The organism is Pseudomonas sp. P97.38 (assembly GCF_001269745.1).
Taxonomy (GTDB): Bacteria; Pseudomonadota; Gammaproteobacteria; order Pseudomonadales; family Pseudomonadaceae; genus Aquipseudomonas; species Aquipseudomonas chlororaphis_E.
Window position 1 is genome coordinate 164,129 of the sequence record NZ_LHVJ01000017.1, and the last position, 26,562, is coordinate 190,690.

Consider the following 26,562-nt stretch of genomic DNA (forward strand, 5'->3'; position numbering starts at 1 on the left):
GCGTACGGCGCACAATGACTTCCAAAAAAACAGCCACTGCGGTATCCGATCTGACCCTGGGCCCGGCCGCCAACGGCTTTGAAACGTCGACGGTGTCGAGCGCCTCACGCCCCTTGTCGACCCAGCAATACCTGTATTTCACCGAGACCAATACCGACCGCATCCTCGACAACCTCGACGGCCTGCGCGACACCGTGTTCCCGCGCCCACCGCACCTGGTGGATGACGAATACGACCGCAACCAGCAGGAATTCCCGTCGGTGTGCCTGATCGGCCTGGGCCGCTGCGGCTCCAACATCGCCCTGGACGTGGCGGAGCTGGTGTACAACGCGCGCAAGTTCTACCTCAACGAATTCAACGCCGAAGACAAGCACTATCGCGAAAAGGGCTACAGCCCCGCGCAGTGGATCCGTCACAACCTGCGCCTGGGCAATGGCAAGGCCAGCAAGCCGGTGTTCCTGGTGGAACCGCTGGTCATGCTCGGCGACCTGGACAAGGACATCGCCGGGCGCATCCGCTTCTCACGCAAGGGCGAAAAGAGCGGCTTTTTGCGCGACTACAGCAAGATGAAAATCATGGACTTGTCGGAGGTCCACGCCGGCGGCGCCGGTAACGCGCCGATCCTGGGCCAGTACCTGGCCAAGATCATCCTGAACAAGGACACCCAGCGCTTCTCCAGCCCCGACTGGAAAATGATCCACTCGTACCTGATCGACAGCTGCGGCATCAAGGCCAACCAGTCGCGCCTGTATTTCTCGATCTTCAGTGCCGGTGGCGGCACCGGTTCGGGCATGGCCTCGGAGTTCGGCCTGGCCCAGCAGTACTCGTACATGAACAAGACGTTCGACACCAAGCCGATGGACGAACACGACAGCAAGAGCGGCCACTCCTTCGTCTTCGAGCCGATCTTCACCAGTGGCATCTGCGTGCTGCCGAACATTTCCGACCACCGCAGTGAAATGTCCGAGGCGCTGCACATCAACGCCGGGCGGCTGCTGTGCAAATACCTCTCGGAAGAATGGGATTTTTCATACAACTTCGCCAATGAAGACAGCAGCGAAGCCAGCGTCATGGGCCGAATCCGCCCATGGAACGCGATGATGCTGATCTCCAACGACATCATGCGTTATGCCGAGGAAAGCGACGACGGCAACATCCAGAACATCGATGTCAACGCCATGGAGAAACACGCCAACCAGTACATCTCCCAGCAGATCTTCAACATCCTGACCGCCCAGGCAGTCACCACCGATTACGACCAGAACTATTTCCGTCGGGCCGGCATCGACATCGGCGAAACCATTCGCCTGGACGCCAACGACCTGTTCATGAGCCTGGCCGGCCCGGTGGCCATTGCCTACGCCGAATCGGTGGTCCCGGAAACCCCGGCGCCGAGCGGTGACAAGTTCAAGGTGTTCGAGAAAGAGCCGCCCCGCCTGAACATCGACGACCTGTTCTTCCGCTCCATCGACCTGCCGCACTTCAACAAGGTCACCCAGGCCATCGAAGGCATCAGCCTGTTGCCGATCGAATCCAAGCGCTACCGCGCGTCGCTGGAGCAGTACAAGAACTCCGGCTACGACGCCGCGGCCCTGCATGACCTGCACTTCTTCAAGAACTGCTCGTCGGTGGTGTCGATCGTGTCCTTGCCCAAGGACTACAAGCTGTCCTACATGGACCTGAACCGGCTCAAGACCCACCTCAACAGCCTGTTCCCCAACACCACGCTCAAGCGTTACGCGCTGGTGATCGGCGCCTCGGCCAACCTGTCGCTGACCACCCTGATCGCCAAGAGCCCGTGCCTGTCGGATGACTTCCTGACCTTGATCGTGGCGTTCATCAAGCGCTGCTTCGCCCGCACGCCGTACCGCTTCGACGACACCCTGGACAACTCGATCCTGGACTTCATCATCAACGAAGACTTCGACGAAGAACGGATCGACGACCTGCTCAACGAGTTCGAGAACCCGGCGAAGATCCTCGACACCAACTGGTACGCCATCAAGCCGATGTACGAGAAGAAGTACCGCGAACTGATCAACGACAAGGAGAAGTTCGTCTCGATCAATGACATCCGCCTGTCGCGCGACTGCGTGAAGAAAGCCATCAAGTACCTGCGCGAGATCTACCGTCATCGCATTGGCAAGACCAAGGTTATTTCGTTGAACAACCATACGGGCAGGACCTACTGAGTCCGTCGCAGCACCGTGTTGCCTCCAATCGCGAGCAAGCTCGCTCCCACAGGTTTTGTGTACACAGACCCACTGTGGGAGCGAGCTTGCTCGCGATAGCGGTCCTGAATCCTGCACCTGAACAACATCCAGAAACAATTAAGCAGCCCTAAGGCTGCTCAATGAACTGTTCCCGTTACGTATACGTCACCCTGCCCTGTGGCGTTTCACCACGGCAGGATGCCATCACGCTACTCACCTACACACTTTTGTCCCGCGCGCGCTGTGATCCAAGTTGGTGCATCGATCACTTCGACGCCCTTTCCTGGATCAGGATCCAGGGCGAAACCACCACCGCCCAGAGCTGTGGATCACGCTCCAGAAAATCCAGCGCCCGCGTTTCAGACAGTTTCGCGAGCTGCTCGTCGGCCAACCAGGCGGCGACTTTCTCGCCTTCGTCCTGGGCCACGGCTTCGGCGGCGGCGATCAAATCCAGTGCCGGGTCGACCCATAATAGGGCACCCTTGGCGAAGAACGGTTCCAGCTCCTTCCAGGTGATGGATGCGGTTTCACCGAGCAGCTTGGCATAGAGGGTGCTAGGTTCTTGGTTCATGGGCCTGTCCGGAAAAGAAATCGGCGCGAATGATAACGTCGGTGGTCCGGCAGAAAAACCCGGTAGTAATTAGAGGGCCGATTGAAAAGTGCAGCAGCTGCCAGGGAATGCCGATTTGACCGGAGAAACCCCGCCGCTATTCTGTCTTTTTCTTTCGATAAAGCGACACCCTCAGGATTTGCCCCCAAGCGCCAGCTTCCCTTGCCAACAATCGGCGCTCTACACTGTACCGGTACAGTTGCCGGGGGCATTTTCCGCGAGGATATCCAAGATATCTGACCCGGTTCTGCTGCTACGGCGCCAGGACTATAAAAACTACAACAGCATGAGTGGAGCACTATGACTAAGGCTACTAAGCAGATTTCCAAACTGTTTGCCGCTATGGTTCTGGCCGGGGTTGCCAGCCATTCGTTCGCCGCAGACACCATCAAGATCGGCATCGCCGGCCCGAAAACCGGCCCTGTAGCCCAATACGGCGACATGCAGTTCAGTGGCTCCAAGATGGCCATCGAGCAGATCAACGCCAAGGGCGGCGTGAACGGCAAGCAACTGGTCGCCGTTGAATACGATGATGCCTGCGATCCAAAACAAGCGGTTGCCGTTGCGAACAAGGTCGTCAACGACGGCGTCAAGTTCGTGGTCGGCCACCTGTGCTCCAGCTCCACCCAGCCGGCTTCGGACATCTACGAAGACGAAGGCGTGATCATGATCACCCCGGCGGCCACCAGCCCGGACATCACCGCTCGCGGCTACAAGATGATCTTCCGTACCATCGGCCTGGACAGCGCCCAGGGCCCGGCGGCCGGCAACTACATCGCCGACCACGTCAAGCCGAAAATCGTTGCGGTCCTGCACGACAAGCAGCAGTACGGTGAAGGCATCGCCAGCGCGGTGAAATCGACCCTCGAGAAGAAAGGCGTGAAAGTGGCCGTCTTCGAAGGCGTGAACGCCGGCGACAAAGACTTCTCCTCGATGATCGCCAAGCTCAAGCAAGCCAACGTCGACTTCGTCTACTACGGCGGCTACCACCCGGAGCTGGGCCTGATCCTGCGTCAGTCCGAGGAAAAGGGCCTGAAGGCCAAGTTCATGGGCCCGGAAGGCGTGGGCAACGACTCCATCTCGCAGATCGCCAAGGAATCCTCCGAAGGCCTGCTGGTGACCCTGCCGAAGTCCTTCGACCAGGATCCGGCCAACATCGCCCTGGCTGACGCCTTCAAGGCCAAGAAGGAAGACCCGAGCGGTCCATTCGTGTTCCCGTCCTACTCCGCCGTCCAGGTGATTGCCCAGGCCATCACCGAAACCAAGAGCGAAGACCCGACCAAAGTGGCCGAAGCCATCCACGCCGGCACCTTCAAGACCCCGACCGGCGACCTGAGCTTCGACGCCAAGGGCGACCTGAAGGACTTCAAGTTCGTGGTCTACGAGTGGCACTTCGGCAAGCCTAAAACCGAAGTTTCGCCTCAGTAAGGCCTGGCCTGACTGACTGCCAATAAAGCCCACGGCGTGCCGTGGGCTTTGTTTTGAATGTATTGGGCCGCGCTGGCGTGATCCGCCAGTCTCCCCACCTGAAAATCTCAAAACCGTCATCAGCGGTTCGCTGGCCAACCTCGTGCTCGAAGTGGATGCAGATCCACGGGGCCGGGCGGGAAAATGACTCCACCAGTGAAATGCGTATCAGGTTTTTAGGAGCGCTGTAATGCCTGACATCTATCACTTCTTCCAGCAGCTGGTTAACGGTCTGACCGTTGGCAGCACGTATGCCCTGATCGCCATCGGCTATACGATGGTCTACGGCATCATTGGAATGATCAACTTCGCCCACGGCGAGGTGTACATGATCGGCTCCTACGTGGCGTTCATCGCCATCGCCGGGCTGAGCATGATGGGACTCGACAGTGTCCCGCTGTTGATGACCGCGGCTTTCATCGCGAGCATCGTGGTCACCAGTTCCTATGGCTACAGCATCGAACGGATCGCCTACCGCCCCTTGCGCGGCAGCAACCGTCTGATCCCGCTGATTTCCGCCATCGGCATGTCGATCTTCCTACAGAACACGGTTCTGCTTTCGCAAGACTCCAAGGACAAATCCATTCCCAACCTGATTCCGGGCAACTTTGCCATCGGGCCAGGTGGCGCACATGAAGTGCTGATTTCGTACATGCAAATCGTGGTGTTCGTGGTGACCCTGCTCGCCATGCTCGGCCTCACGCTGTTCATCTCCCGCTCCCGCCTGGGCCGCGCCTGCCGCGCCTGTGCCGAAGACATCAAGATGGCCAACCTGCTGGGCATCAACACCAACAACATCATCGCCCTGACCTTCGTCATCGGTGCGGCCCTGGCGGCCGTCGCCGCGGTGCTGTTGAGCATGCAATACGGCGTGATCAACCCCAACGCCGGTTTCCTCGTCGGCCTCAAGGCCTTCACCGCCGCGGTGCTGGGTGGTATCGGCAGCATCCCCGGCGCCATGCTCGGCGGGTTGGTGCTGGGCGTAGCGGAAGCCTTTGGCGCCGATATCTTCGGCGACCAGTACAAGGACGTCGTGGCGTTCGGCTTGTTGGTTCTGGTCCTGTTATTCCGGCCGACCGGCATCCTGGGCCGTCCGGAGGTTGAAAAAGTATGACTAGGCATCTCAAATCGGCGCTTTTCAGCGCCCTGCTGGTCTGGGCCGTGGCCTACCCGGTACTCGGTCTCAAACTGACCATCGTCGGCATCAACCTGGAAGTGCACGGCACCAGCCCGGCCATCCTGATGACCATCGCCGCGTGCTCGCTGTTGATGTTCCTGCGCGTGCTGTTCAGCACCCAGATCAGCGCGGCCTGGAAGTCCTCGCCCGGCCTGCCGGTGATCCCGGCCAAGGCCAGCCACTTCCTGACCCTGCCGACCACCCAGCGTTGGATCATCCTGGCCCTGATCGTCGGCGCGCTGGTGTGGCCGTTCTTCGGTTCGCGCGGCGCGGTGGACATCGCCACGTTGATCCTGATCTACGTGATGCTCGGCCTCGGCCTGAACATCGTGGTGGGCCTGGCCGGCCTGCTGGACCTGGGCTACGTGGGCTTCTACGCCGTCGGGGCCTACAGCTATGCGCTGCTGTCCCATTACTTCGGCCTGAGCTTCTGGATCTGCCTGCCGATCGCCGGGATGATGGCCGCCACCTTCGGTTTCCTGCTGGGCTTCCCCGTGCTGCGCCTGCGGGGTGACTACCTGGCCATCGTGACCCTGGGCTTCGGCGAGATCATCCGTCTGTTCCTGCGCAACCTGACCGACATCACCGGTGGTCCGAACGGCATCAGCAACATCGAGAAGCCGACGTTCTTCGGCCTGACCTTCGAGCGCAAGGCCGCCGAAGGCCTGCAGACGTTCCACGAATACTTCGGCCTGGAATACAACTCGATCAACAAGGTCATCTTCCTCTACCTCGTTTCCCTGTTGCTGGCCCTGGCCGCGCTGTTCGTGATCAACCGCCTGCTGCGCATGCCGATCGGCCGTGCGTGGGAAGCGCTGCGCGAAGACGAGATCGCCTGCCGCGCGCTGGGGCTCAACCCGACCGTGATCAAGCTCTCGGCCTTCACCCTGGGCGCCGCCTTCGCCGGTTTCGCCGGCAGCTTCTTCGCCGCACGCCAGGGCCTGGTGACGCCGGAGTCCTTCACCTTCATCGAGTCGGCGATCATCCTCGCCATCGTGGTGCTGGGCGGGATGGGCTCGCAGTTGGGGGTGATCCTGGCCGCCGTGGTGATGATCCTGTTGCCTGAAATGATGCGTGAATTCAGCGAATACCGCATGTTGATGTTCGGCGCCCTGATGGTGCTGATGATGATCTGGCGTCCCCAAGGTCTGCTGCCTATGCAACGCCCTCACATGGAGCTGCGCAAATGAGCCGCGAGATCCTCAAGGTTGAAAATTTGAGCATGCGCTTCGGCGGCTTGCTGGCGGTCAATGGCGTGGCCCTGACCGTGAAAGAGAAACAGGTGGTTGCCTTGATCGGGCCGAACGGCGCGGGCAAGACCACGGTGTTCAATTGCCTGACCGGCTTCTACCAGCCAACCGGCGGTAGCATCCTGCTGGACGGCGAGCCGATCCAGGGACTGCCGGGGCACAAGATCGCCCTCAAGGGCGTGGTGCGCACCTTCCAGAACGTGCGGTTGTTCAAGGACATGACGGCGATCGAGAACCTGCTGATCGCCCAGCACCGTCACCTGAACACCAACTTCTTTGCCGGCCTGTTCAAGACCCCGTCGTTCCGCAAGAGCGAACGCGAGGCCATGGAATACGCCGAGTACTGGCTGGAGAAGGTCAACCTCAAGGAGTTCGCCAACCGGACCGCCGGCACCCTGGCCTACGGTCAGCAACGGCGCCTGGAAATCGCCCGCTGCATGATGACCCGTCCGCGGATCCTCATGCTCGACGAACCGGCCGCCGGCCTGAACCCCAAGGAAACCGAAGACCTGAAGGCGCTGATCAGCGTGCTGCGCGAGGAGCACAACGTCACCGTGCTGCTGATCGAGCACGACATGAAACTGGTCATGAGCATTTCCGACCACATCGTGGTGATCAACCAGGGCACGCCCCTGGCCGACGGCACGCCGGACCAGATCCGCGACAATCCTGAAGTGATCAAAGCCTACCTGGGGGAAGCGTAAATGCTGCAGTTCGAAAACGTTTCCACCTTCTACGGCAAGATCCAGGCCCTGCACAGTGTCAACGTCGATGTCCGCCAGGGCGAAATCGTGACGCTGATCGGTGCCAACGGCGCCGGTAAGTCCACGCTGCTGATGACCCTCTGCGGTTCGCCCCAGGCCCGCAGCGGCAGCATCCGCTACATGGGCGAGGAACTGGTGGGCCAGGACTCTTCGCAGATCATGCGCAAGAGCATCGCGGTGGTGCCGGAAGGTCGTCGGGTGTTTGCCCGACTGACCGTGGAAGAAAACCTCGCCATGGGCGGGTTCTTCACCGACAAGGGCGACTATCAGGAACAGATGGACAAGGTCCTGCACCTTTTCCCACGCCTGAAAGAGCGTTTTACCCAACGCGGCGGCACCATGTCCGGCGGCGAACAGCAAATGCTCGCCATCGGCCGTGCGCTGATGAGCAAGCCCAAGCTGCTGCTGCTCGACGAGCCGTCCCTGGGGTTGGCGCCGATCATCATCCAGCAGATCTTCGACATCATCGAACAGCTGCGCAAGGATGGCGTGACGGTGTTCCTGGTGGAGCAGAACGCCAACCAGGCCCTGAAGATCGCCGACCGGGCCTACGTGCTGGAAAACGGCCGCGTGGTGATGCAAGGCAGCGGTGAAGCCTTGCTGACCGACCCAAAAGTGCGCGAGGCGTACCTGGGCGGTTAACGGTTGCAGCCAACAGAAAACGGCCTTCGGGCCGTTTTTTTTTTTGCACAACTGCACCGCTACGTGGCGAGGGCGCTTGCTCCCGCTGGGAAAAAATTCAAGCACTCGCTGTAACACTTCCTCACGTCCCGTCTCTAGTTCAGCAGACCGGCGCTCACGCCGGTTCATTTCCCAAGAAGAACTGGAGAACATCATGTCCGCTACCACCCGCACCCTGTCCGCTTCCGCCCTGGTCCTGGCCCTGGGTTCCGCCCTGAGCATCGCCGCCGTATCGACCGCCCACGCCGCTGACGACAACATGGAAAAATGCTTTGGCGTCGCCATGAAAGGGCAAAACAACTGCGCCGCCGGGGCGGGCACGACCTGTGCCGGCACCGCCAAGATGGACTACCAGGGCAACGCCTGGAAACTCGTCCCGAAAGGCACTTGCATGACCACCGAAAGCAAAACGTCGCCGACCGGTTTCGGCCAGCTCGAAGCCTTCAAAGCCAAGTCCTGATCCCCTGGCTGCCTGAGTGTCGATCATGACCACGTCTTGCAAACCTGCTATCCCCGGCGCCCAGGCAGCCCGCGTCGAGCTCCCGCCCCGTGCCGGGCTGGGGCTCAAGACCGGGCACTTCCAAGCAGTGCTCGGTTCAAGGCCCGATATCGGTTTCTTTGAAGTCCACGCCGAAAACTACATGGTGGCCGGCGGCCCGTTTCATCATTACCTGGGTTTGATCCGCGAACACTATCCGCTGTCGCTGCACGGCGTCGGCCTGTCCATCGGCACCGAGGGCAAGCTGGATGAGGTGCACCTCAAGCGCCTCGCCGAACTGATCGAACGCTATCAACCCCAAGCCTTTTCCGAACACCTGGCCTGGTCGAGCCATGGCCCGGTGTTTCTCAACGACCTGCTGCCCCTGGCCTACGACGCGCAAACGCTGGACCGCGTCTGCGCTCACATCGAACACGTGCAGGAAACCCTCAAGCGCCCGATGTTGCTGGAAAACCCGGCGACCTACCTGGCATTCGAACGCTCGACCATTGACGAGCCCGACTTCCTCAGCGATGTCATCCGCCGCACCGGTTGCGGCCTGCTGCTGGACGTCAACAACCTCTACGTGTCCTGCGTCAACCACCAGCGCGATCCCCTGGCTTATCTCGATGCCTTGCCGCTGCACGCGGTGGGCGAGATACACCTGGCCGGGTTTGCCGAAGATGCCGACAGCCTGGGTGACCGTTTGTTGATCGACGACCATGGCGCCCCCATCGACCTGGCGGTCTGGGCGTTGTATCGGCAAGTGCTGGAGCGCATCGGTCCGGTGGCAACCCTGATCGAGCGAGATAACCAAGTACCGGCCTTCAGCGTCTTGTTGGAGGAAGCCCGCCAGGCCGACGAACTGCTGCACGGCGCGCGGAGGCTGATATGAGCAGCCAGGCCACATTCGCCGCCGCCCTGCTCGCCCCCCGGCAGGCGTGCCCACCCGGTTTGTGCTGCGCCAACGGCGCCGACCCGGCGAGCCGCTTCGCGGTGTATCGCAACAACGTCCTGGGCTCATTGATCAACGCATTGGCGGACGGCTACCCGGTGGTTCGGCAATTGGTTGGCGATGAGTTCTTCCAGGCCATGGCGGGCGTTCACGCGCAAGCCTGCGCACCCGACAGCCCACTGATGAATCGCTACGGCGCCGGCCTGGCGGATTTCATCGAGCGTTTCGAACCGGCGTCCTCCGTGCCGTACCTGGCGGATGTGGCCCGGCTGGAACGACTGCGCACACTGGCCTACCACGCCGCTGACGCCCAGGCCGCGGACCTTGGGCTCCTGGCCGCGGCACTCGCCGACCCGCCCTCGCTGGGCACGCTGCGCGTGATGCTTCATCCGTCCGTGCACCTGCTCGCCTCAGCCTTCGCGGTCGTGGCGATCTGGGCCGCTCATCAGGCCGGGGAGACACTCGCCGGCATCGATCCGGGCCAGGCACAACAAGCCCTGGTCCTGCGCAACGGGCTCGACGTCGAAGTGTTCGCCATCGACCACGCGACATACACCTTCCTCCATCACCTGCAAAACGGCCTGTCGTTGGACCAGGCGTGGGCCTTTGCGCCGGACGCCGACCCAGGCCATACCCTGGCGCTGCTGATCAGCCACCACGCCATCACTCGCTTGCATCACGACAAGGTCTTGCCATGAACACGCTCGTCACACGCCCTATCGCCCTGTTGGAACAGATTCCCCACAGCCTGATCGCCTGCATTGCGCGGTTCTCCATTGCAGCGGTGTTCTGGAAATCCGGGCAGACCAAGGTTCAAGGGCTGGCCATCGACCTGATCGACGGCACCTTCCAGCTCGGTTGGCCGCACCTGGCCGACTCGACCGTTCCACTGTTCAAGAGTGAATACCCGGTGCCGTTGTTGTCGGCAGAGGTCGCGGCTCACCTGGCGGCATTCGCCGAGCACTTTTTCCCCGTGCTGATCCTGCTGGGGCTTGCCACGCGTTTCTCGGCGCTGGCGCTGCTGGGCATGACCCTGACCATCCAGACCTTCGTCTACCCGGATGCCTATCCGACCCATGGCACCTGGGCCGCCGTGCTGCTCTACTTGATGGCACGCGGGCCCGGCAAACTGTCAATCGACCACTGCGTCGCTGTGTGGGAGCGAGCTTGCTCACAGAAGCGCAGTGTCAAAAACAGCACTGGCGACTGATCCACTGTTTTCGCGAGCAGGCGCCTTCCCAACAGGGCCTGTGTGACGCTATCCCTGGAGACGGTCCAACGCTTCACCGCTGCGCTTGAACCAGTCGATCAGATAGTCGGCCAGCACCTGCGTCCGCTTGGGCAGGCCACCTTGATAGGGATGCACCAAGTACATCGGCATGCGCCGAGTCTGAAAACCGCTCAGGATCCGTCGCAAGCGCCCGTCAGCCAATTCTTCGTGCAACAGGTACGACGGCAGCCGGGCGATTCCGGCACCGGCCAGGGCGGCTTTTTTCAACAGGCTGTAGTGGTTGCTGGCGAACGGCCCCGACACCCGGACCCGCAGCAGTTCGTGCTGCTGGTGGTACAACCATTCCTCCCGGCCGCTGTAATGGCTGTTGAGCAGGCAGCGGTGCTCCGCCAGGGCCTGGGGCGTGTCCGGTTCGCCATGACGGTCGAGATAAGCCGGGCTGGCGCAGGTCATTTCGTGCCACGCCAACAACGGCCGAGCCACCAGTCGCTCGTCGATGGCGGCGTCCGAGCGGATCGCCAGGTCGAAGCCTTCGCGGGCCAGGTCGCGGTAGCCGTTGCTGAGTTCCAGTTCGATCTGCACATGGGGATACGTGTGAGCGAACTCTACCAGCAAACCCTCAAAGAAGGTTTCGCCCAACGACACCGGAACCGTCATACGCACCGGCCCGGCCACGTCGTCCTTCAATCGGGCCAATGCCTGACGCGCCTTTTCCACCTGCACCAGCAGCGCCTGGGCCTGGGGCAACAACGCCGCCCCCGCTGCCGTGAGGCTCAGGCGCCGGGTGGTGCGTTGCAGCAGCACCACGCTGAAGCGGCTTTCCAACAGGCTGATGCGCTTGGACAACTGGCCCTTGCTACAGCCCAACTGTTGCGCCGCCAGAGTAAAGCTGCCGGCCTCCATCAATACGGCAAACGCCGCCAGGTCATCCATTTCGCTCATTGGATTGTTTCCAATTGAAAACCAAAGGTTGCCTATTAGCACGATTATCAACAAAAGGAACCCTTCTAGACTGCAACCTCTTCCCATCCATAGAGGAACAACCCATGAAAATCCTGTTGATCGGCGCCAACGGCACCATCGGTTCGGCCATCGACCACGAACTGTCGCCGCGCCACGACATCATTCGCGTCGGCCGCAACAGCGGCGAGTTGCAAGTGGACATCAGCGACAGCGCCTCGATCCGCGCCCTGTTCGAAAAGACCGGGCGCTTCGATGCCCTGGTCTGCGCCGCCGGCAATGTCACCTTCGCGCCCTTGGGCGACATGAGCGAAGAAAGCTTCGCCCTGGGCTTGAAAGACAAGCTGATGGGCCAGGTCAACCTGCTGCTCATCGGCCGCGAATTCGCCAACGACGGCGCCTCCTTCACCTTCACCACCGGGGTGCTCAGCCACGACCCGATCAAGAGCGGCGCGTCGGCGGCCTTGGTCAACGGGGCCCTGGACAGTTTTGTCCGCGCGGCGGCCATCGAGTTGCCAAGGGGCTTGCGAGTCAACTCGGTGAGCCCGAACGTGCTGCTGGAGGCGATGGACAAGTACGCCCCGTACTTTCGCGGATACAAGCCAGTGCCCGCCGCCGACGTGGCATTGGCCTACGCCAAAAGCGTCGAAGGCCTACAAACCGGTCAGACCTTTCACGTGGGCTAAACAGCATCTTGCCTACGCTCCTGCTTGTGATGCGGGATCAGTCTGAGTAACGTGGCGGCACCTGTCTGGAGACCCAATGATGCGTGCCGCCCGCTCCCTGCTGTTTATCGCCCTCCTGCCGCTGTTCGCCGGCTGCCAGTTGCTCGACGCGCCACGCCAAAGCGTTTCCCACGCCGGGCAAACGCGCATGCAAGGCGAACTGACGGCCGCCGATGGCAAGCTGGTGTTCCAGCCCTGCCAGGAACAGCGCCGCTATATCGTCAACGACAGCGGCGGCACCAGCGTGTTGCAACAGGCCGCGAGCCTGGCCGACAACCAGGGCAAGCTGTTTGCCGATGTGCGAGGTCGCATTCTGTCCAGCGCCACGGCGGGGGCCGACAGCCAGTTGGACCTGGAGCAGTTGTATCGCCTCGAACGCTCGGGCAGCGCGTGCGACGACGGCAATTTCAAGCGGCTGGTCCTGCGTGCCTCCGGGCATGGTCCGCAATGGGACCTGAAGGCCAACGGCAAGGGCCTGGTGCTCGAACGTGAAGGCCAGCCAGCCCTGGCGGTGCCCTACCTGGAGGAACAACTGGGGGACGGCCGCTTCAACCTCAGCACCGAAGCCAACGGCCAGAAGGTCGAACTCTGGGTCGCGCCCCAGCGCTGCGTCGACAGCGTCACCGGCAGTGTCCAGCACATGAGCGCCGAAGTGCGGGTCAACGGCCAGGTTCAGCGCGGCTGCGCCTATTTCGGTGGCGCTCGCGACGACTGATTCACTGCGGCGAGGGATTGCAGCTTATAATCGCCGGTTTGAAGAACGCCCTGGCGCAGTTGTGCGCCCCGCGAACCGGACCCCGCCATGTTACGAATCACCGAACTCAAGCTGCCGCTCGACCATCCCGAAGAAGACCTGCGCGCTGCCATCCTGCAGCGCCTGGGCATCGCCAGCGATGAACTCCTCGACTTCACCTTGTTCAAGCGCAGCTACGACGCACGCAAGAAATCTTCCGAGCTGTGCTTCATCTACACCATCGACCTGACGGTGCGCGACGAAGCCGGCCTGCTGCGCAAGTTCGCCGATGACCGCAACATCAACGAAGCGCCCGACGTCAGCTACAAAGCAGTGGGCCAGGCGCCGAGCGAACTGAGTGAACGGCCGATCGTGGTCGGCTTCGGTCCCTGCGGGATCTTCGCCGCCCTGCTGCTGGCGCAGATGGGCTTCAAGCCGATCATCCTCGAACGCGGCCCGGAAGTGCGCCAGCGCACCAAGGACACCTGGGGCCTGTGGCGCAAAAGCGTGCTCAACCCCGAATCCAACGTGCAATTCGGCGAAGGCGGCGCGGGGACATTCTCCGATGGCAAGCTCTACAGCCAGATCAAGGATCCGAAATTCCTCGGCCGCAAGGTCTTGCACGAGTTCGTCAAGGCCGGTGCGCCGGAAGAAATCCTCTACGTCAGCAAGCCCCATATCGGTACGTTCCGCCTGACGGGCGTGGTGGAAAACATGCGTGAGGAAATTCGCGCCCTGGGCGGCGAAGTGCGCTTCCAGCAGCGGGTTACCGACGTGCTCATCGAGGACGGCCAACTGGTCGGCGTCGAACTGGCCAGCGGCGAACGCCTCCACTCCAGGCATGTGATCCTGGCCTTGGGCCACAGCGCGCGGGACACCTTCCGCATGCTCCACGGTCGTGGCGTGTACATGGAAGCCAAGCCGTTTTCGGTGGGTTTCCGTATCGAACACCCGCAATCGCTGATCGATAACGCACGCCTGGGCAAGTACGCCGGGCACCCGAAACTCGGTGCCGCTGACTACAAGCTGGTGCACCACGCCAAGAATGGCCGCTCGGTCTACAGTTTCTGCATGTGCCCGGGCGGCACCGTGGTGGCCGCGACCTCCGAGCCGAATCGCGTCGTGACCAACGGTATGAGCCAGTACTCACGCAACGAACGCAATGCCAACTCCGGCATCGTCGTCGGCATTACCCCGGAAGTGGATTACCCCGGCGGCCCGCTGGCAGGCATCGAGTTGCAGGAGCGCCTGGAATCCCACGCGTTCGTGCTCGGCGGCAGCAACTACGAAGCCCCGGCGCAACTGGTGGGCGACTTCATCGCCGGCAAGCCGTCGACGGCCTTGGGCAGCGTCGAACCGTCCTACAAGCCCGGCGTTTCCCTGGGCGACCTGGCCCTGGCCCTGCCGGACTTCGCCATCGAGGCCATCCGCGAGGCCCTGCCGGCATTCGAGAAGCAGATTCGCGGATATTCGCTGCACGATGCCGTACTGACCGGGATCGAGACCCGCACCTCGTCGCCGCTGCGCATCACCCGTGATGAATCGCTGCAGAGCTTGAACGTCAAAGGCCTGTTCCCGGCCGGTGAAGGCGCCGGTTACGCGGGCGGGATTCTCTCGGCTGGCGTGGACGGGATCCGGATTGCCGAGGCCGTGGCGCGAGACATGCTCGGCCTCCAGGCCTGACGAAAAACCTGCTTTGTGGGAGCGAGCAAGCTCGCTCCCACAAAAAAGATGCGTGGCTCAGATATTGGCCCGCAATACGCTCTCGGGCAGCGCCTCTCCCCGCTCCACACTCGCCGCCACGACCGCGATCAATCCGTCCAGCTCATAGCCTTGGGCCTTGAGCCAGGCGAGGTCGTAATAAGTGGTCGCATAACGCTCACCGCCATCGCACAAGATCGCCACGATCGACCCAGACTCGCCCCCGTCGACCATCTGCCGTGCGGCAATCAGCGCTCCGATCAGGTTGGTGCCGCTGGAGCCACCGACCCGTCGCCCCAGGCGCTGGGCCAGGTAGTGCATGGCCGCCAGCGACAGGGCATCCGGAACTTTGACCATCGCATCGATGACTTTCGGCAGGAACGACGCCTCGACCCGTGGCCGGCCTATACCCTCGATGCGCGAGCCGCAATCCAGGCGCAGGCTGGCGTCGCCGCTGCGGTAATAGTCAAAGAACACCGAGCGCTCGGCATCGGCGCACAGCACGCGCGTGTGGTGCTGGCGATAACGCACGTATCGTCCCAGGGTGGCCGTGGTGCCCCCTGTGCCGGGGCTGGAGATCAGCCAGCTCGGCTCCGGGTAGTGCTCGAAGCGCATCTGCTGGAAGATCGATTCGGCAATGTTGTTGTTGGCCCGCCAGTCCGTCGCGCGTTCGGCATAAGTGAACTGGTCAATGAAGTGGCCGTCGTGCTCACGGGCCAGGCGTTCGGATTCGGCGTAGATCTGCGTAGGATCCTCCACCAGATGGCTCTGGCCACCGTAGAAAGCGATCTGGGCGATTTTTTCCCTGGAGGTGGTCGCCGGCATCACCGCGATAAAGGGCAGCCCCAGGAGCCTGGCGAAATACGCCTCGGAAATCGCCGTCGAGCCACTGGACGCCTCGATCACCGGCGCGCCGGGCTTGAGCCAGCCGTTACACAACGCATAGAGAAACAACGAACGCGCCAGCCGGTGCTTGAGGCTGCCAGTGGGATGGCTGGATTCATCCTTGAAATACAGCTCGATGCCCGGCAGGCCCGGCAACGGCAGTGGAATCAGGTGGGTATCGGCGCTGCGCTGGAAATCAGCCTCGATGATGCGGATCGCTTCGCGCGCCCACTGGCGATGGTCGTTCATGGTGTTTTCTCACAGGATCGGTTCACACGGGGATATCCCCCGTGGTCAGGCAGGCACGGATTGATTCGGAAAAACCAGTTGCCAGCTTAGGAAAAAACCGACATCGCGCACAGGTACAGCTAAGGTCCAATATGGCCCGTAACTGCCCAACCGCGTGACAGGGTCGTTGTAACGACATATAACAAAAAAGAATATAACTTTTGTTTTAACAACTAACAGTACGGGTTAGGGTGTGGCGACTTTTGATTCGATGAATGGAGAGCAAATCTTGGCTCTACGTAACTCCCTGACACGCTTCTTCCAACTGGAGGCCGCCAGTGGCCTGCTGCTGATCGCCGCCGCCATACTGGCGCTGGTCATCAATAACTCACCGCTGTCCTGGCTGTACAACGGCCTGCTGGACACCCCGGTGGTCGCCCAGGTCGGCGCGTTGAAGATCGCCAAGCCGCTGCTGTTGTGGATCAACGACGGCCTGATGGCCCTGTTCTTCCTGCTGATCGGCCTGGAAGTCAAACGCGAGGTCCTCGATGGCCAATTGTCGAAGCCTTCGCAGATCGTCCTGCCCGGCGCGGCGGCGATTGGCGGCATGCTGGTCCCGGCGCTGATCTACTGGTTCCTCAACCGCGACAACCCGGCCGCCCTCGCCGGCTGGGCGATTCCAACCGCCACCGACATCGCCTTCGCCCTGGGGGTCCTGGCACTGCTGGGCAAGCGGGTGCCGGTGTCGCTCAAGCTGTTCCTGATGACCCTGGCAATCATCGACGACCTGGGGGCCATTATCATCATCGCCATCTTCTATTCCGGCGCCCTGTCCACCTTGTCCCTGATACTGGCAGCCGCCTGCATCGCCGCGCTGGTGGCGATGAACCGGATGGGTGTGGTCAAGCTCGGGCCGTACATGGTCGTGGGCCTGATTCTCTGGGTCTGCGTACTCAAGAGCGGTGTCCACGCCACCCTGGCCGGGGTCACCCTGGCGTTCTGCATCCCATTGCGCACGAAAAACGCCGAGACCTCGCCCCTGCAGACCCTGGAACATGCCCTGCATCCCTGGGTGGCCTACGGCATCCTGCCGTTGTTCGCTTTCGCCAACGCCGGACTGTCCCTGAGCGGCGTGACGCTCGAAAGCTTCACCCACCACGTACCGATGGGCATCGCCATCGGCCTGCTGCTGGGCAAGACCCTGGGCGTCTTTGGCCTGACCTGGCTGGCCGTGAAGATCGGCATCGCCAACCTGCCCGCCGGCGCCAACTGGGGCCAGGTGCTGGGCGTGGCCATCCTGTGTGGTATCGGCTTCACCATGAGCCTGTTCGTCGGTTCCCTGGCCTTCGAGCCCGGCGTCAGCGACTACGCCGGTATGGACCGCATGGGCATCCTCACCGGCTCGATCCTGGCGGCGTTACTGGGCTACGCAATCACCGCCGCCGCCAGCCGGAAGCCCGCTTCCACGCCGGGGTTGGGCTAACCCCAGCAGAGATTACTGGCACAGGGCAATGCCTGTGTCAGGCACCCTCAAAGAAAAAACGGCGCTCTCCCCTCCAGGGCCAAGCGCCGTTTCCCCATTAGAACAACCCCATCAGTGCGATACGCGACTCGTCCCATCGACAGTGGAGATACGCACCCGCTCACCCACACGGAACACCTCGTTCTCCTGAACCTGCTGCACATAGGCACGCATGCTGCCGTCGTCCTCGCGAACGGTAATTTCCACGCCCTGGGTACGGGTCAGGCCTTCTTCGGTGGCAGAGCCGATCAGCCCACCCGCCACAGCACCGATGACCGCAGCAACGATGCTGCCACGGCCGCCGCCGATGGCGCTGCCACCCACGCCACCCACCACGGCACCGGCCGCGCCGCCGATCGGGGTCTTGGTGCCCTCGATCTTGACTGGACGCAAGGATTCGATGGTGCCCATGCGAATCGTCTGCACGCGACGCGCCTCGTCACGGGAGTAGGAGTCACCGGTCAGGCTCGACTGACAGCCAGTGAGCAACATCGCCATCGTAGAAAAGGAAGCAACCAGTAGAACAGACTTACGCATAGCATCAGCTCCAAAAGACAGGAATTCATTAAACTCCCCAACTTGACGCCTGTCACGGCCTCGCCGGGATAAAATTGCTTTCATTCAGGTGGGATACAGGCGCGCCCGAAAAATTCACCAAACAGTAGCGTCTATTTCCAAAACCTGCGTCATCAACCTGGGATTTTTCATGGATTACTTCATCATCGTCGCAACCACCGTGGCCGGTTTGTACTTCCACTGGTGGCTGTACGTGCGGATCAAACGCTGGGTGGACCGCGACCTGGCGTTGTCGCTGGCAGCAGGGGATGAGCAGAAAAAAGCCTACATGCTGCAACATCTGGCTCGTGCGCGGGAGCAAGGAATCAAGCGCCGGGACCTGCCGCAGTGGCTTAAAACCGCCGCGGCAGACTACCCCGATGCTAAGGCGCCAGACGCTCGCGCGTCCAGCTCGCCCCTTGCAGGCGGTAGTTGAGGCGATCGTGCAAACGGCTCGGGCGGCCCTGCCAGAATTCGATGCGCTCGGGCAGCAAGCGATAGCCGCCCCAATGCTCCGGGCAGTGGGGTTGGCTGTCACTGAAGTGCTGCTCGGTGGCCTTGAGCAGATCTTCCAGCTCACCGCGCCCGGCGATCACCCGGCTCTGGGGTGACGCCCACGCGCCGAGACGGCTGCCCAACGGGCGCACCTGGTAATAGGCGTCAGACTCCTGCGCCGTGACCTTCACCACCGTGCCCTCGATGCGCACCTGGCGCTCCAGGCCTGGCCAGAAAAACGTCATGGCCGCGAACGGGTTCGCCGCCAGTTGCTGGCCCTTGGCACTGTCGTAGTTGGTGAAGAACGTGAAGCCCTGGGCATCCAGCCCCTTGAGCAACAGGACGCGGCAATGGGGGCGGCCGTCGGCATCCACCGTTGCCAGGGTCATGGCGTTGGCCTCCACCGGCGCCTGTTCGGTCTTGACCGCCTCGGCGAACCATTGGTGGAACAGTGCAAACGGCTCGGCCGGGGCCAGGGCCTCGGTCAAGCCATCACGGGTGTAGTCGCGGCGCATATCAGCCAGCGATTGGGTCATGGCGCGTTCCTTGTGGTGAGCCCATCACTGCTTGGGCGTATCGGCGGCCGCGACTTTCTTGGTGTCCGTGGCGGCTTTGGCCGGTTGGGTTTTCTTCGCTGGGGTCGCGGTCTTGGCTGGCGCTTTCTTGGCAGGAGCCTTGGCCGCGGCTTTTTTCGCAGGCGCTTTCTTGGTCGCTGGCGCTGCGGCTTTCTTGGCCACAGGGGCAGGGGCCGGGGCGGCAGGCTTCGCGTCCTGGGCGGCCACCATCGTCACGGGCGCCGGAGCCGGCATGTTGTACTTGCTCAGCAGCGCCACCATGGTGTTCTGCGGGGTCACCAGCAGCTCCACGCGACGGTTCAAGGCGCGGCCTTCAGCGCTGTCGTTGGCGGCACGGGGCGATACCGCCCCCATGCCACGCAGCATCAGGCGATCACGCTGCAAGCCACTGAGACGGAAAATCGCCGCCACGGCCTGGGCACGCTCCTGGCTGAGCTTCAGGTTGGCCGGCGCGGCGCCCGAGGTGTCGGCGTGGCCGAGGACCAGCACGGCGGTCTTCGGGTCGGCTTCGAGGATCTTCGCCACCCGGGTGAACGGGCCGAGGGTTACGGGCAGCAGCATGGCCGGGCGATCCGGGTTGAATGAACTGTCCACCGGCGCGGTGACCACCAGCACGTTGTCGCGACGCTCAAGTTCGAGCTTGCTGTCCTGGATCGCCGTGCGCAGCTTCGGCTCGTAGTCGTCGAGCCAGGCCTGGGTCACCTTCGGATCGGGCATCGGCACGGCCTTGGCGGTTTCCTGTTCCTTGCCGCCGAACGGCCACCACCACTTGCCATTGCTCTCGGCTTCGGCCTTGGCCACCGTGGCCGGCGCCTTGGCTTCGGGCTTCACGGGCTCTTTACTGGCCACGTCGGCGCTGTCATCGGAGGAGAACGGCCACCACCAGTGCGTGGCGCTCTCGGCCTTGGCCTGCGGCGCGACGGCAGCGGGCTTCAGGGGCGCTGCCGGTGCAGCGGGTGCAGGGTCCTTGGCCGCGACCTTGTCGGAGGAACCGAAGGACCACCAGCTACCGCCGCCTTCGGCATCATTTTGTGGAGTTTGTGCGCAACCGGTGATAGCGAAGCACAGCGCCAGAGCGAGGGTTTTATTCGATGACATTGGATATCCACAAAATGATGTAAATGAATAAATTAAAGGCCGTGTTCAGGCCACATAAACAGACGCTTGGAAACTGAAAAGGGCATGAGGTTCCTATGCCCATTGCCTTCAATGGCGTTTACAGACAAGTGGCAAGGACCCTCGCCAGGTTCTGCGCGCGCGGGTCCATCAGCACGTACGGGCCCAGCGTGTTGGTCACGAAGCCAAACGCGACATCGTGTTCCGGATCGGCAAAACCGATGGAGCCCCCTGCCCCCGGATGCCCGAACGCCCGAGGGCCGAGGCCGTAGGTCGCGTTCGGTACATCGGGCTGGTCCAGCATGCAACCCAGGCCGAAACGGGTCTGGGTCAGCAATGTCTTGTCGTCGCCAAAGCTGTGCTGGCGAGTCAGTTCGTCGAGCATTTCACCTTCCAACAGGCTGCCGTCCAGCAGGCCGGCATAGAAACCGGCCACGCTGCGGGCATTGCCATGGCCGTTGGCGGCGGGTTGCTGCATGCGCCGCCATTGCGGCTTGTTGGTGCTGGTCATGATCGACGGCGGATTGGTGAAGGCCCGCGTGGTCATGGCCGTGGGTTCGCGCATCGTCACTTGCAGCAGGCGCTGGGCCGCCGCGTCGCCGACGTTGCCCTTGCCCCGGGCGATGTGGGCCACGCGATGGAACTCGGCATCGGCCAGGCCCACGTGAAAATCCAGGCCCAACGGCTTGGCCACGCGGGCCACGATGGACTCCCCAGGACCACGACCGTCCGCCCTGCGCAACAGTTCGCCGACCAACCAGCCATAGGTGATCGCGGCGTAACCATGGCCCTCGCCGGGCGTCCACCAGGGGCTTTCGGCGGCCAGCGCATCGACCATGGCCTGCCAGTCATACAGCGCTTCAGGTGGCAGCAGTTCGCGCAGCGCGGGCAGCCCGGCCTGATGGCAGAGCAACTGGCGCAGGGTGATGGCGGCTTTGCCGGCGGCGGCAAACTCCGGCCAGTAGCGCGCTACCGGGGCATCGAGCTGCAGCTTGCCTTCGGCCACCAGTTGCAGGGCCGTGACGGCGGTGAAAGTCTTGGTGCAGGAGAACAGATTGGCGAGGGTGTCGCTGTGCCAGGCTTCATGGCCGTCCTTGTCCGCCGTGCCGGCCCACAGGTCGATCACCGTCCGGCCGCCGACCTGGATGCACAACGCGGCGCCGCGCTCCTGGGGGTCGTCGAACAGCGCCGCGAAAGCCTCACGTACGGCTTCGAACTGAAGTTCATAATGACCTTGAATCTGCACCCGCAACTCCCTCGAAACAAAGACTTTTCAGATTGGCTGGCATTGTTTCAGGCATTAGGTCATTTGGGAACCGCCACAGGACGGCTGGCTGGACACCGCCCTTGTGGCGAGGGGATTTATCCCCGCTGGCTTGCGAAACAGCCCCCGAACAGCCAACTCTGTTTATCCTGGCACTCCGAGTCGCCCGGCTTCAGGGCCGCTTCGCGTCCCAGGGGATAAATCCCCTCGCCACAGATGCTCCCTGACCATAAAAATGACGGGGCTTCAGGAAATCTCCCGACGAAACGGTGGCAGCGCATTCAGGATCGCCTTGCCATAGCGCTGGGTCACCAGCCTGCGGTCGAGCAAGGTGATGGTGCCGCGGTCTTCCTCGGTGCGCAGCAGTCGACCACAGGCCTGGACCAGTTTCAGCGACGCATCCGGCACGGAGATCTCCATGAACGGATTACCGCCCCGCGCCTCGATCCACTCCGCCAGCGCGGCTTCCACCGGGTCGTCGGGCACCGAGAACGGGATCTTGGCGATCACCACGTGTTCGCAGTACGCGCCGGGCAAGTCGACGCCTTCGGCAAAGCTGGCGAGGCCGAACAGCACGCTGCTATCCCCACTGTCGACCCGCGCCTTGTGCTTGTTCAGGGTTTCCTGTTTCGACAGGTTGCCCTGGATGAACACCTGCTTGCGCCAGTCGCGGTCAAGGCCGTCGAACACGTCCTGCATCTGCTTGCGCGAGGAAAACAGCACCAGGGTGCCCCGCGAACCTTCCACCAGTGCCGGCAGGTCGCGGATGATCGCCGCGGTATGGCCGGCGGCATCCCGCGGGTCGGCGTTGAGGTCCGGCACCCGCAATACACCGGCATCGGCATGATGGAAAGGACTCGGGACCACGGCGGTCACGGCTTTCTTGGGCAGCCCGGCACGCATGCGGAAGCGGTCGAACGTGCCCAGCGCCGTCAGCGTGGCGGACGTCACCAGCGCGCCATAGGCGACGTTCCACAGGTTGCGCCGCAGCATGTCCGCCGCCAGGATCGGGCTGGCGTTGACCTCGATGTCGAACAGCGAGCCGCTTTCGGCCAGGGTCAGCCACCGGGCCATCGGTGGGTTGTCTTCCGGGTCTTCGACGGTGAAGGCCGTCCATAGCTCCCAGTTGCCCTGGGAACGCGACAACAGGCTGCCGAACAGCGGGTACCACTCCTCGGCCTGGTTGCTGGCGATGCCGATGTTCACTTCGCCATCCATGCCTTCCTTGAGCAGGTCGGTCAGTCGGGTGAACAGGTCGGTCAGGCGCGCGAAGCCTTTCTTGAGCTCGATGCCCATTTCGCGCATGTGCTCGGGGATCACCCCACCCACAAACCGATGGCGGGGTCGCTCACGGCCCTCGACGTCTTCGCCCGGCTTGAAATCGGCCACCTGCTCGCAAGCGGTGAACATGAACTGCTGGTTCGTCTTGATCTCCCGCGCCAGCTCAGGCACCTGCTCGATCAGCTTGCCCAGGTCGCCCGGCAATGGATGCTGGGCCAACAGCTTGGTGAGGTTCTTGGCGGTGGTTTCCAACCAGTCGGCGGTGGAGCGCAGCCGGGTGTAATGGGCGAAATGACCGATGGCCTTGTCCGGCAGGTGATGGCCCTCGTCGAACACGTAGACCGTGTCTCGCGGGTCCGGCAATACCGCGCCGCCGCCCAGGGCCAGATCGGCCAGGACCATGTCGTGGTTGGTGACGATCACATCGACCTTGCCCATGCCTTCGCGGGCCTTGTAGAAGGCGCACTGGCCGAAGTTGGGGCAATGACGGTTGGTGCACTGGCTGTGATCGGTGGTCAGGCGGGCCCAGTCGGCGTCTTCCAGCGCGGTGGACCAGCTGTCACGGTCGCCGTCCCACTTATTGCCGGCGAGCTTCTCGATCATGCTGGTAAACAGCTTCTGGCTGGCCTCATCGACTTCGATCTTGAAGCCTTCTTCTTCGAACAGCTGGGCCGTGGCGGTCTGCGCCTGGCCTTCCTGGAGCAACATGTCGAGCTTGGACAGGCACATGTAGCGCCCACGGCCCTTGGCCAGGGCGAAGGTAAAGTTCAGGCCGCTGTTGCGCATCAGGTCGGGCAGGTCCTTGTAGACGATCTGCTCCTGCAGGGCGACGGTGGCCGTGGCGATCACCAGGCGCTTGCCGGCGGCCTTGGCACTGGGAATCGCCGCCAGGCTGTAGGCCACGGTCTTGCCGGTACCGGTGCCGGCCTCCACCGCCACGACGGCGGGCTCGCCACTGCGCCGGCCTTCATCGTCGGTGTCGATATCGCCGAGGACTTTCGCCACTTCGGCGATCATCAGGCGCTGGCCATAGCGCGGCTTCAGGCTCTTGGCTTCGAGAAAACGCGAATAGGCGCCCTGGATCGTGGTTTTGAGTTCGGTGCTGATCATGAATGTCGGGCGCTAAAAAACGCTGGATAAATTTTCAGTGGTTCGGATCGGCGGCTATCATACCCCGCTAATGAATCCTGCGCAGAACGGAGTAACCCGATGACACCCTTTGCCCTCGTCTACACCCTGCATTTACTGGCGGCCCTGGTCTGGGTCGGCGGCATGTTCTTCGCCTGGATGATCCTGCGACCCGCCGCAATGACGGCACTTGAGGGGCCTGCCAGGCTGACATTGTGGGTAGAAGTGTTTCAGCGTTTTTTCATTTGGGTCTGGGTCGCGGTGGTACTTTTGCCGATAAGCGGTGTAGGCCTGATCCACCTGCGCTTCGCTGGTTTTGAAACCGCGCCGCGCTATGTGCAGGTGATGATGGGCTTGTATGTGGTGATGACGGCATTGTTCATCCGCATCCAGGCCCTGCAGTTGCCACCGCTGCGCAGCGCCGTGGCCGCGCAGGACTGGCCGACGGGCGCGGCGGCCCTGGGGAAGATTCGCAGGCTGGTGGGCATCAACCTGCTGATCGGCATGCTGGTGGTGGCGATCGGCGCGGCGCGACCGATGTTTTAACGCGATCCCTGCCGGGATACGAAATCCTGTGGGAGCGGGCTTGCTCCCACATTTGATCCGTAGCGTGCTTAGAAGCGCTGCACCGTCACCACGCCAGCCGCTCCCGCAGGCCCAGGCTGGCCATCGGCGCCAGGGCGGCCGCTCTTGCCACCGTCGGCGGTATAGACCAGGCAACCCTTGGCCTTGCCGCCGTGGCCGGGCTTGCCACCCGGGCCGGGAGCGCCGCCGGCGCCGCCGTCCACGGTCACGTTGATCTGCTCGGCCGGGTAGGCATTCGGCAATTCGAGGCGTACCCGTGCACCGGCCGCACCCGGCAGGCCGTCGCTGCCATTGCTGCCGTCGGCGCCACGTCCCGCCGCGCCCCACGTGCAACCCGGCGCCTGGCCGTTCGCACCGTCCAGGCCTACGTAACCCGGCGCACCGGCACCCCCACGGGCATCCACGGACAACTGCGACGCCGTCAAGGCATTGAAACGCAGATTGAGATCACGTCCCGGCCGTGCCGCCTTCGTGTAGGTGCCCGGGGCGCCGCGGGAGGTGATCTGGCTGCCCTCGGCCAACTCTGCCTGGACCACTTTCATGTCCAATGCCTGTTGCGCGGGCACGATGGCGATCCGGGCTTCGCGTCCCAGGTGCAGTTGGCCAACGGACAACTCGGTGACATTGGATGGCACCAGCAACGTGCCGTAGTCGGCCACGTCCAGCCGCTCCAGGGTCAAGGTGCTGGTGGTATTGGGCAAACGCATCAGCGAATGGCTTTCTACCTGGAGCACCTGGGCCGAGGCCCAAGGACTGACAAGGGCGACGAGCAGACACAATTTACGCATGGGAAACCTCTGGCGCGGTCGGGAGGGTTTGCAGGTGGAAGATGCCGAACAGCAGCACGCGAAGGCGATCACGGCCCGGCGCAGGCCGGCCCCGAAAACTGGCCCTGAACAGCAGCAGTTCGAGCACATGGAGCACCAGCAACACGGCACCGGCGAGGTTGACCAGCAGATGCAGCGGATGGACGAGCGGCATGATCAGGTTGACCAGCACCACCAGCCAGAACAGCAGGGTCAACAAGCGGCCCAGCCCCCAGAACACCTTCATACGTCCTCCCCGACGAACATTATTCTTTGGGCGCACAGTAACGGCTAGCGCGCGCGATAAGCCAGAGGCGGGGGCAAATTTAATTTAACGCGGCTCGATGGCCGCCGGATCGCGCCATGGCGAGCCGGCGGCCCCGGGCCCACTGAAGCGAAGCGCACTCAACGCTGGATGTGCAGGTCCACCCGACGGTTTTGCGCCCGCCCTTCATCAGTCTCGTTGTCGGCCACCGGCTCGCTTTCGCCCTTGCCTTCGCTGGTGAGCTTGTCCGGCGCCAACCCCTGGGTCAGCAGGTACTCCACGACGCTGCTGGCCCGGCGCTCGGACAACCCTTGGTTATAGGCCTCGGTCCCGACGCTGTCGGTGTGGCCGACCACGCGGATACTGGCGACGTTGGCATGGCCCAGCTTGCCCATCAACCCATCGAGCTGGCTTCGAGCGGCGGGCGTGAGGTCGGACTTGTCGAAATCGAACAACACCTTGCCGGCATCGTTGAGGGTGACGACCTCCGTCGCCGGTGCCTCGGGCTCGGCCACAGGCGCGCTGGCCGGGTACTGCGGCAACGGGCACCCGTGATGTTCGACCGGGGTGTTGGCCGGCGTGTCGGGGCAACGGTCACGGCGGTCGAACACGCCGTCGCCGTCTTCATCGCCATCCTGGGCGTAACAGATCAACCCACCGCCCAGCAGGCCCAGCGCGGCACCGCCCGCGGCCCAGCCACTGCTTTGGATGGCGCCCAGGCCACCGCCAGCCAGGCCACCGATCAAACTGCAGATCGGCCAGGTACGTTGATTGAGAGAGGCGCTGCCATCGCTGTGGGTGGCGCAACCGGACAACAGACTGCTGGCCAGCAGTACCGGTAAGGCGGCCCTGATTAGAACGTTCATGGTGAAGGCTCCTGTGTCACCGGCCCATACCGGTCACACAGGAGTA

27 protein-coding genes are annotated in these 26,562 nt (G+C 62.8%); 16 read left to right on the top strand and 11 right to left on the bottom strand.

Annotation, left to right across the window (positions count from 1 at the left end; translation table 11 throughout):
- The first annotated feature begins 14 nt into the window (after positions 1-14).
- Positions 15-2,192 (top strand): hypothetical protein, encoded by a 2,178-nt coding sequence (locus tag AD664_RS14600; protein ID WP_053147489.1) that lies wholly within the window; start codon positions 15-17, stop codon positions 2,190-2,192.
- A gap of 286 nt (positions 2,193-2,478) precedes the next feature.
- On the opposite strand, the gene AD664_RS14605 is transcribed toward AD664_RS14600, so the two are convergent.
- On the bottom strand, positions 2,479-2,784 hold the full coding sequence (locus tag AD664_RS14605) for a DUF2288 domain-containing protein (protein ID WP_053147491.1): 306 nt from the start codon (positions 2,782-2,784) through the stop codon (positions 2,479-2,481).
- A 339-nt stretch (positions 2,785-3,123) separates the two neighbouring features.
- Between AD664_RS14605 and AD664_RS14610 the strand changes: the two genes are divergently transcribed.
- From AD664_RS14610 to AD664_RS14650, 9 genes are all read left to right on the top strand, one after another.
- Positions 3,124-4,251, top strand: a complete 1,128-nt coding sequence (locus AD664_RS14610) for a branched-chain amino acid ABC transporter substrate-binding protein (RefSeq protein ID WP_053147493.1) — start codon at positions 3,124-3,126, stop codon at positions 4,249-4,251.
- A gap of 229 nt (positions 4,252-4,480) precedes the next feature.
- Positions 4,481-5,404: a high-affinity branched-chain amino acid ABC transporter permease LivH gene (gene livH, locus AD664_RS14615; protein WP_042730092.1), complete on the top strand. Its 924-nt coding sequence runs from the start codon at positions 4,481-4,483 to the stop codon at positions 5,402-5,404.
- Positions 5,401-6,657: a high-affinity branched-chain amino acid ABC transporter permease LivM gene (locus tag AD664_RS14620; RefSeq protein ID WP_053147495.1), complete on the top strand. Its 1,257-nt coding sequence runs from the start codon at positions 5,401-5,403 to the stop codon at positions 6,655-6,657. The genes livH and AD664_RS14620 overlap by 4 nt, the downstream gene beginning before the upstream one ends.
- Positions 6,654-7,421 (top strand): high-affinity branched-chain amino acid ABC transporter ATP-binding protein LivG, encoded by a 768-nt coding sequence (gene livG / locus AD664_RS14625; RefSeq protein WP_042730094.1) that lies wholly within the window; start codon positions 6,654-6,656, stop codon positions 7,419-7,421. The genes AD664_RS14620 and livG overlap by 4 nt, the downstream gene beginning before the upstream one ends.
- Complete coding sequence (locus AD664_RS14630) at positions 7,422-8,123, top strand: ABC transporter ATP-binding protein (protein WP_042730095.1); 702 nt, start codon at positions 7,422-7,424, stop codon at positions 8,121-8,123.
- Between the two features lie 193 nt (positions 8,124-8,316).
- Positions 8,317-8,622: a DUF2282 domain-containing protein gene (locus AD664_RS14635; RefSeq protein WP_042730096.1), complete on the top strand. Its 306-nt coding sequence runs from the start codon at positions 8,317-8,319 to the stop codon at positions 8,620-8,622.
- Positions 8,623-8,647: 25 nt separating this feature from the next.
- Positions 8,648-9,535 (top strand): DUF692 domain-containing protein, encoded by an 888-nt coding sequence (locus AD664_RS14640; protein ID WP_053147498.1) that lies wholly within the window; start codon positions 8,648-8,650, stop codon positions 9,533-9,535.
- Positions 9,532-10,293, top strand: coding sequence for a DNA-binding domain-containing protein (locus AD664_RS14645; protein WP_053147500.1), 762 nt, complete (start codon positions 9,532-9,534; stop codon positions 10,291-10,293). The genes AD664_RS14640 and AD664_RS14645 overlap by 4 nt, the downstream gene beginning before the upstream one ends.
- A complete protein-coding gene (locus AD664_RS14650; protein WP_053147502.1) occupies positions 10,290-10,805 on the top strand; it encodes a DoxX family protein in 516 nt (171 codons plus the stop codon). Before AD664_RS14645 ends, AD664_RS14650 begins: the two co-directional genes overlap by 4 nt.
- A 48-nt stretch (positions 10,806-10,853) precedes the next feature.
- Here AD664_RS14650 and AD664_RS14655 read toward each other — a convergent pair whose 3' ends face one another.
- Complete coding sequence (locus AD664_RS14655) at positions 10,854-11,768, bottom strand: LysR family transcriptional regulator (RefSeq protein WP_042730100.1); 915 nt, start codon at positions 11,766-11,768, stop codon at positions 10,854-10,856.
- A 104-nt stretch (positions 11,769-11,872) separates the two neighbouring features.
- On the opposite strand from AD664_RS14655, the gene AD664_RS14660 reads away from it, so the two are divergent.
- The 3 genes from AD664_RS14660 (at position 11,873) to AD664_RS14670 (ending at position 14,927) form a co-directional block, all read left to right on the top strand.
- Positions 11,873-12,472, top strand: coding sequence for a short chain dehydrogenase (locus tag AD664_RS14660; RefSeq protein WP_053147504.1), 600 nt, complete (start codon positions 11,873-11,875; stop codon positions 12,470-12,472).
- A gap of 79 nt (positions 12,473-12,551) precedes the next feature.
- Positions 12,552-13,226: a COG3650 family protein gene (locus AD664_RS14665; protein WP_053147622.1), complete on the top strand. Its 675-nt coding sequence runs from the start codon at positions 12,552-12,554 to the stop codon at positions 13,224-13,226.
- 87 nt (positions 13,227-13,313) lie between these two features.
- On the top strand, positions 13,314-14,927 hold the full coding sequence (locus tag AD664_RS14670; protein ID WP_047736955.1) for an NAD(P)/FAD-dependent oxidoreductase: 1,614 nt from the start codon (positions 13,314-13,316) through the stop codon (positions 14,925-14,927).
- Positions 14,928-14,984: 57 nt separating this feature from the next.
- Here the strand turns inward: AD664_RS14670 and AD664_RS14675 are convergent, their stop codons facing one another.
- Positions 14,985-16,079, bottom strand: coding sequence for a PLP-dependent cysteine synthase family protein (locus tag AD664_RS14675; RefSeq protein ID WP_053147506.1), 1,095 nt, complete (start codon positions 16,077-16,079; stop codon positions 14,985-14,987).
- A gap of 268 nt (positions 16,080-16,347) precedes the next feature.
- Here AD664_RS14675 and nhaA point away from each other — a divergent pair, with 268 nt between their 5' ends.
- Positions 16,348-17,541 carry a Na+/H+ antiporter NhaA gene (gene nhaA / locus AD664_RS14680; protein WP_053147508.1) on the top strand — a complete coding sequence of 398 codons (1,194 nt, stop codon included), beginning with the start codon at positions 16,348-16,350 and terminating at the stop codon, positions 17,539-17,541.
- Positions 17,542-17,652: 111 nt separating this feature from the next.
- Here the strand turns inward: nhaA and AD664_RS14685 are convergent, their stop codons facing one another.
- Positions 17,653-18,117, bottom strand: coding sequence for a glycine zipper 2TM domain-containing protein (locus AD664_RS14685; protein WP_003184697.1), 465 nt, complete (start codon positions 18,115-18,117; stop codon positions 17,653-17,655).
- A 169-nt stretch (positions 18,118-18,286) separates the two neighbouring features.
- On the opposite strand from AD664_RS14685, the gene AD664_RS14690 reads away from it, so the two are divergent.
- Positions 18,287-18,571 (top strand): hypothetical protein, encoded by a 285-nt coding sequence (locus tag AD664_RS14690; protein WP_053147510.1) that lies wholly within the window; start codon positions 18,287-18,289, stop codon positions 18,569-18,571.
- Here AD664_RS14690 and pdxH read toward each other — a convergent pair.
- The 4 genes from pdxH to dinG all read right to left on the bottom strand — a co-directional run bounded on the left by pdxH (position 18,519) and on the right by dinG (position 23,976).
- Positions 18,519-19,166: a pyridoxamine 5'-phosphate oxidase gene (gene pdxH, locus AD664_RS14695; RefSeq protein ID WP_053147511.1), complete on the bottom strand. Its 648-nt coding sequence runs from the start codon at positions 19,164-19,166 to the stop codon at positions 18,519-18,521. The genes AD664_RS14690 and pdxH overlap by 53 nt on opposite strands.
- Before the next feature lie 24 nt (positions 19,167-19,190).
- The gene (locus AD664_RS14700; RefSeq protein ID WP_042731888.1) at positions 19,191-20,303 is read right to left on the bottom strand and encodes an OmpA family protein; all 1,113 of its coding nucleotides are present in this window, start codon (positions 20,301-20,303) and stop codon (positions 19,191-19,193) included.
- 118 nt (positions 20,304-20,421) lie between these two features.
- Complete coding sequence (locus AD664_RS14705) at positions 20,422-21,567, bottom strand: serine hydrolase domain-containing protein (protein WP_053147513.1); 1,146 nt, start codon at positions 21,565-21,567, stop codon at positions 20,422-20,424.
- Positions 21,568-21,831: 264 nt separating this feature from the next.
- The gene (gene dinG / locus AD664_RS14710; RefSeq protein ID WP_053147515.1) at positions 21,832-23,976 is read right to left on the bottom strand and encodes an ATP-dependent DNA helicase DinG; all 2,145 of its coding nucleotides are present in this window, start codon (positions 23,974-23,976) and stop codon (positions 21,832-21,834) included.
- Between the two features lie 99 nt (positions 23,977-24,075).
- On the opposite strand from dinG, the gene AD664_RS14715 reads away from it, so the two are divergent.
- Entirely contained in the window at positions 24,076-24,540 is a 465-nt protein-coding gene (locus tag AD664_RS14715) for a CopD family protein (protein WP_053147517.1), read from the top strand.
- A gap of 68 nt (positions 24,541-24,608) precedes the next feature.
- Here the strand turns inward: AD664_RS14715 and AD664_RS14720 are convergent, their stop codons facing one another.
- The 3 genes from AD664_RS14720 to AD664_RS14730 all read right to left on the bottom strand — a co-directional run bounded on the left by AD664_RS14720 (position 24,609) and on the right by AD664_RS14730 (position 26,516).
- Entirely contained in the window at positions 24,609-25,367 is a 759-nt protein-coding gene (locus AD664_RS14720; RefSeq protein ID WP_053147519.1) for a hypothetical protein, read from the bottom strand.
- Entirely contained in the window at positions 25,360-25,632 is a 273-nt protein-coding gene (locus AD664_RS14725) for a DUF1145 domain-containing protein (RefSeq protein WP_053147522.1), read from the bottom strand. Before AD664_RS14725 ends, AD664_RS14720 begins: the two co-directional genes overlap by 8 nt.
- Positions 25,633-25,790: 158 nt before the next feature.
- A complete protein-coding gene (locus AD664_RS14730) occupies positions 25,791-26,516 on the bottom strand; it encodes an OmpA family protein (RefSeq protein WP_053147524.1) in 726 nt (241 codons plus the stop codon).
- Positions 26,517-26,562: the final 46 nt, after the last annotated feature.

Coding starts and splice junctions, on each gene's coding strand:
- AD664_RS14600 (WP_053147489.1), top strand. CDS start 15: ATGACTTCCAAAAAAACAGCCACTGCGGTATCCGATCTGACCCTGGGC.
- AD664_RS14605 (WP_053147491.1), bottom strand. CDS start 2,784: ATGAACCAAGAACCTAGCACCCTCTATGCCAAGCTGCTCGGTGAAACC.
- AD664_RS14610 (WP_053147493.1), top strand. CDS start 3,124: ATGACTAAGGCTACTAAGCAGATTTCCAAACTGTTTGCCGCTATGGTT.
- livH (WP_042730092.1), top strand. CDS start 4,481: ATGCCTGACATCTATCACTTCTTCCAGCAGCTGGTTAACGGTCTGACC.
- AD664_RS14620 (WP_053147495.1), top strand. CDS start 5,401: ATGACTAGGCATCTCAAATCGGCGCTTTTCAGCGCCCTGCTGGTCTGG.
- livG (WP_042730094.1), top strand. CDS start 6,654: ATGAGCCGCGAGATCCTCAAGGTTGAAAATTTGAGCATGCGCTTCGGC.
- AD664_RS14630 (WP_042730095.1), top strand. CDS start 7,422: ATGCTGCAGTTCGAAAACGTTTCCACCTTCTACGGCAAGATCCAGGCC.
- AD664_RS14635 (WP_042730096.1), top strand. CDS start 8,317: ATGTCCGCTACCACCCGCACCCTGTCCGCTTCCGCCCTGGTCCTGGCC.
- AD664_RS14640 (WP_053147498.1), top strand. CDS start 8,648: ATGACCACGTCTTGCAAACCTGCTATCCCCGGCGCCCAGGCAGCCCGC.
- AD664_RS14645 (WP_053147500.1), top strand. CDS start 9,532: ATGAGCAGCCAGGCCACATTCGCCGCCGCCCTGCTCGCCCCCCGGCAG.
- AD664_RS14650 (WP_053147502.1), top strand. CDS start 10,290: ATGAACACGCTCGTCACACGCCCTATCGCCCTGTTGGAACAGATTCCC.
- AD664_RS14655 (WP_042730100.1), bottom strand. CDS start 11,768: ATGAGCGAAATGGATGACCTGGCGGCGTTTGCCGTATTGATGGAGGCC.
- AD664_RS14660 (WP_053147504.1), top strand. CDS start 11,873: ATGAAAATCCTGTTGATCGGCGCCAACGGCACCATCGGTTCGGCCATC.
- AD664_RS14665 (WP_053147622.1), top strand. CDS start 12,552: ATGCGTGCCGCCCGCTCCCTGCTGTTTATCGCCCTCCTGCCGCTGTTC.
- AD664_RS14670 (WP_047736955.1), top strand. CDS start 13,314: ATGTTACGAATCACCGAACTCAAGCTGCCGCTCGACCATCCCGAAGAA.
- AD664_RS14675 (WP_053147506.1), bottom strand. CDS start 16,079: ATGAACGACCATCGCCAGTGGGCGCGCGAAGCGATCCGCATCATCGAG.
- AD664_RS14685 (WP_003184697.1), bottom strand. CDS start 18,117: ATGCGTAAGTCTGTTCTACTGGTTGCTTCCTTTTCTACGATGGCGATG.
- AD664_RS14690 (WP_053147510.1), top strand. CDS start 18,287: ATGGATTACTTCATCATCGTCGCAACCACCGTGGCCGGTTTGTACTTC.
- pdxH (WP_053147511.1), bottom strand. CDS start 19,166: ATGACCCAATCGCTGGCTGATATGCGCCGCGACTACACCCGTGATGGC.
- AD664_RS14700 (WP_042731888.1), bottom strand. CDS start 20,303: ATGTCATCGAATAAAACCCTCGCTCTGGCGCTGTGCTTCGCTATCACC.
- dinG (WP_053147515.1), bottom strand. CDS start 23,976: ATGATCAGCACCGAACTCAAAACCACGATCCAGGGCGCCTATTCGCGT.
- AD664_RS14715 (WP_053147517.1), top strand. CDS start 24,076: ATGACACCCTTTGCCCTCGTCTACACCCTGCATTTACTGGCGGCCCTG.
- AD664_RS14720 (WP_053147519.1), bottom strand. CDS start 25,367: ATGCGTAAATTGTGTCTGCTCGTCGCCCTTGTCAGTCCTTGGGCCTCG.
- AD664_RS14725 (WP_053147522.1), bottom strand. CDS start 25,632: ATGAAGGTGTTCTGGGGGCTGGGCCGCTTGTTGACCCTGCTGTTCTGG.
- AD664_RS14730 (WP_053147524.1), bottom strand. CDS start 26,516: ATGAACGTTCTAATCAGGGCCGCCTTACCGGTACTGCTGGCCAGCAGT.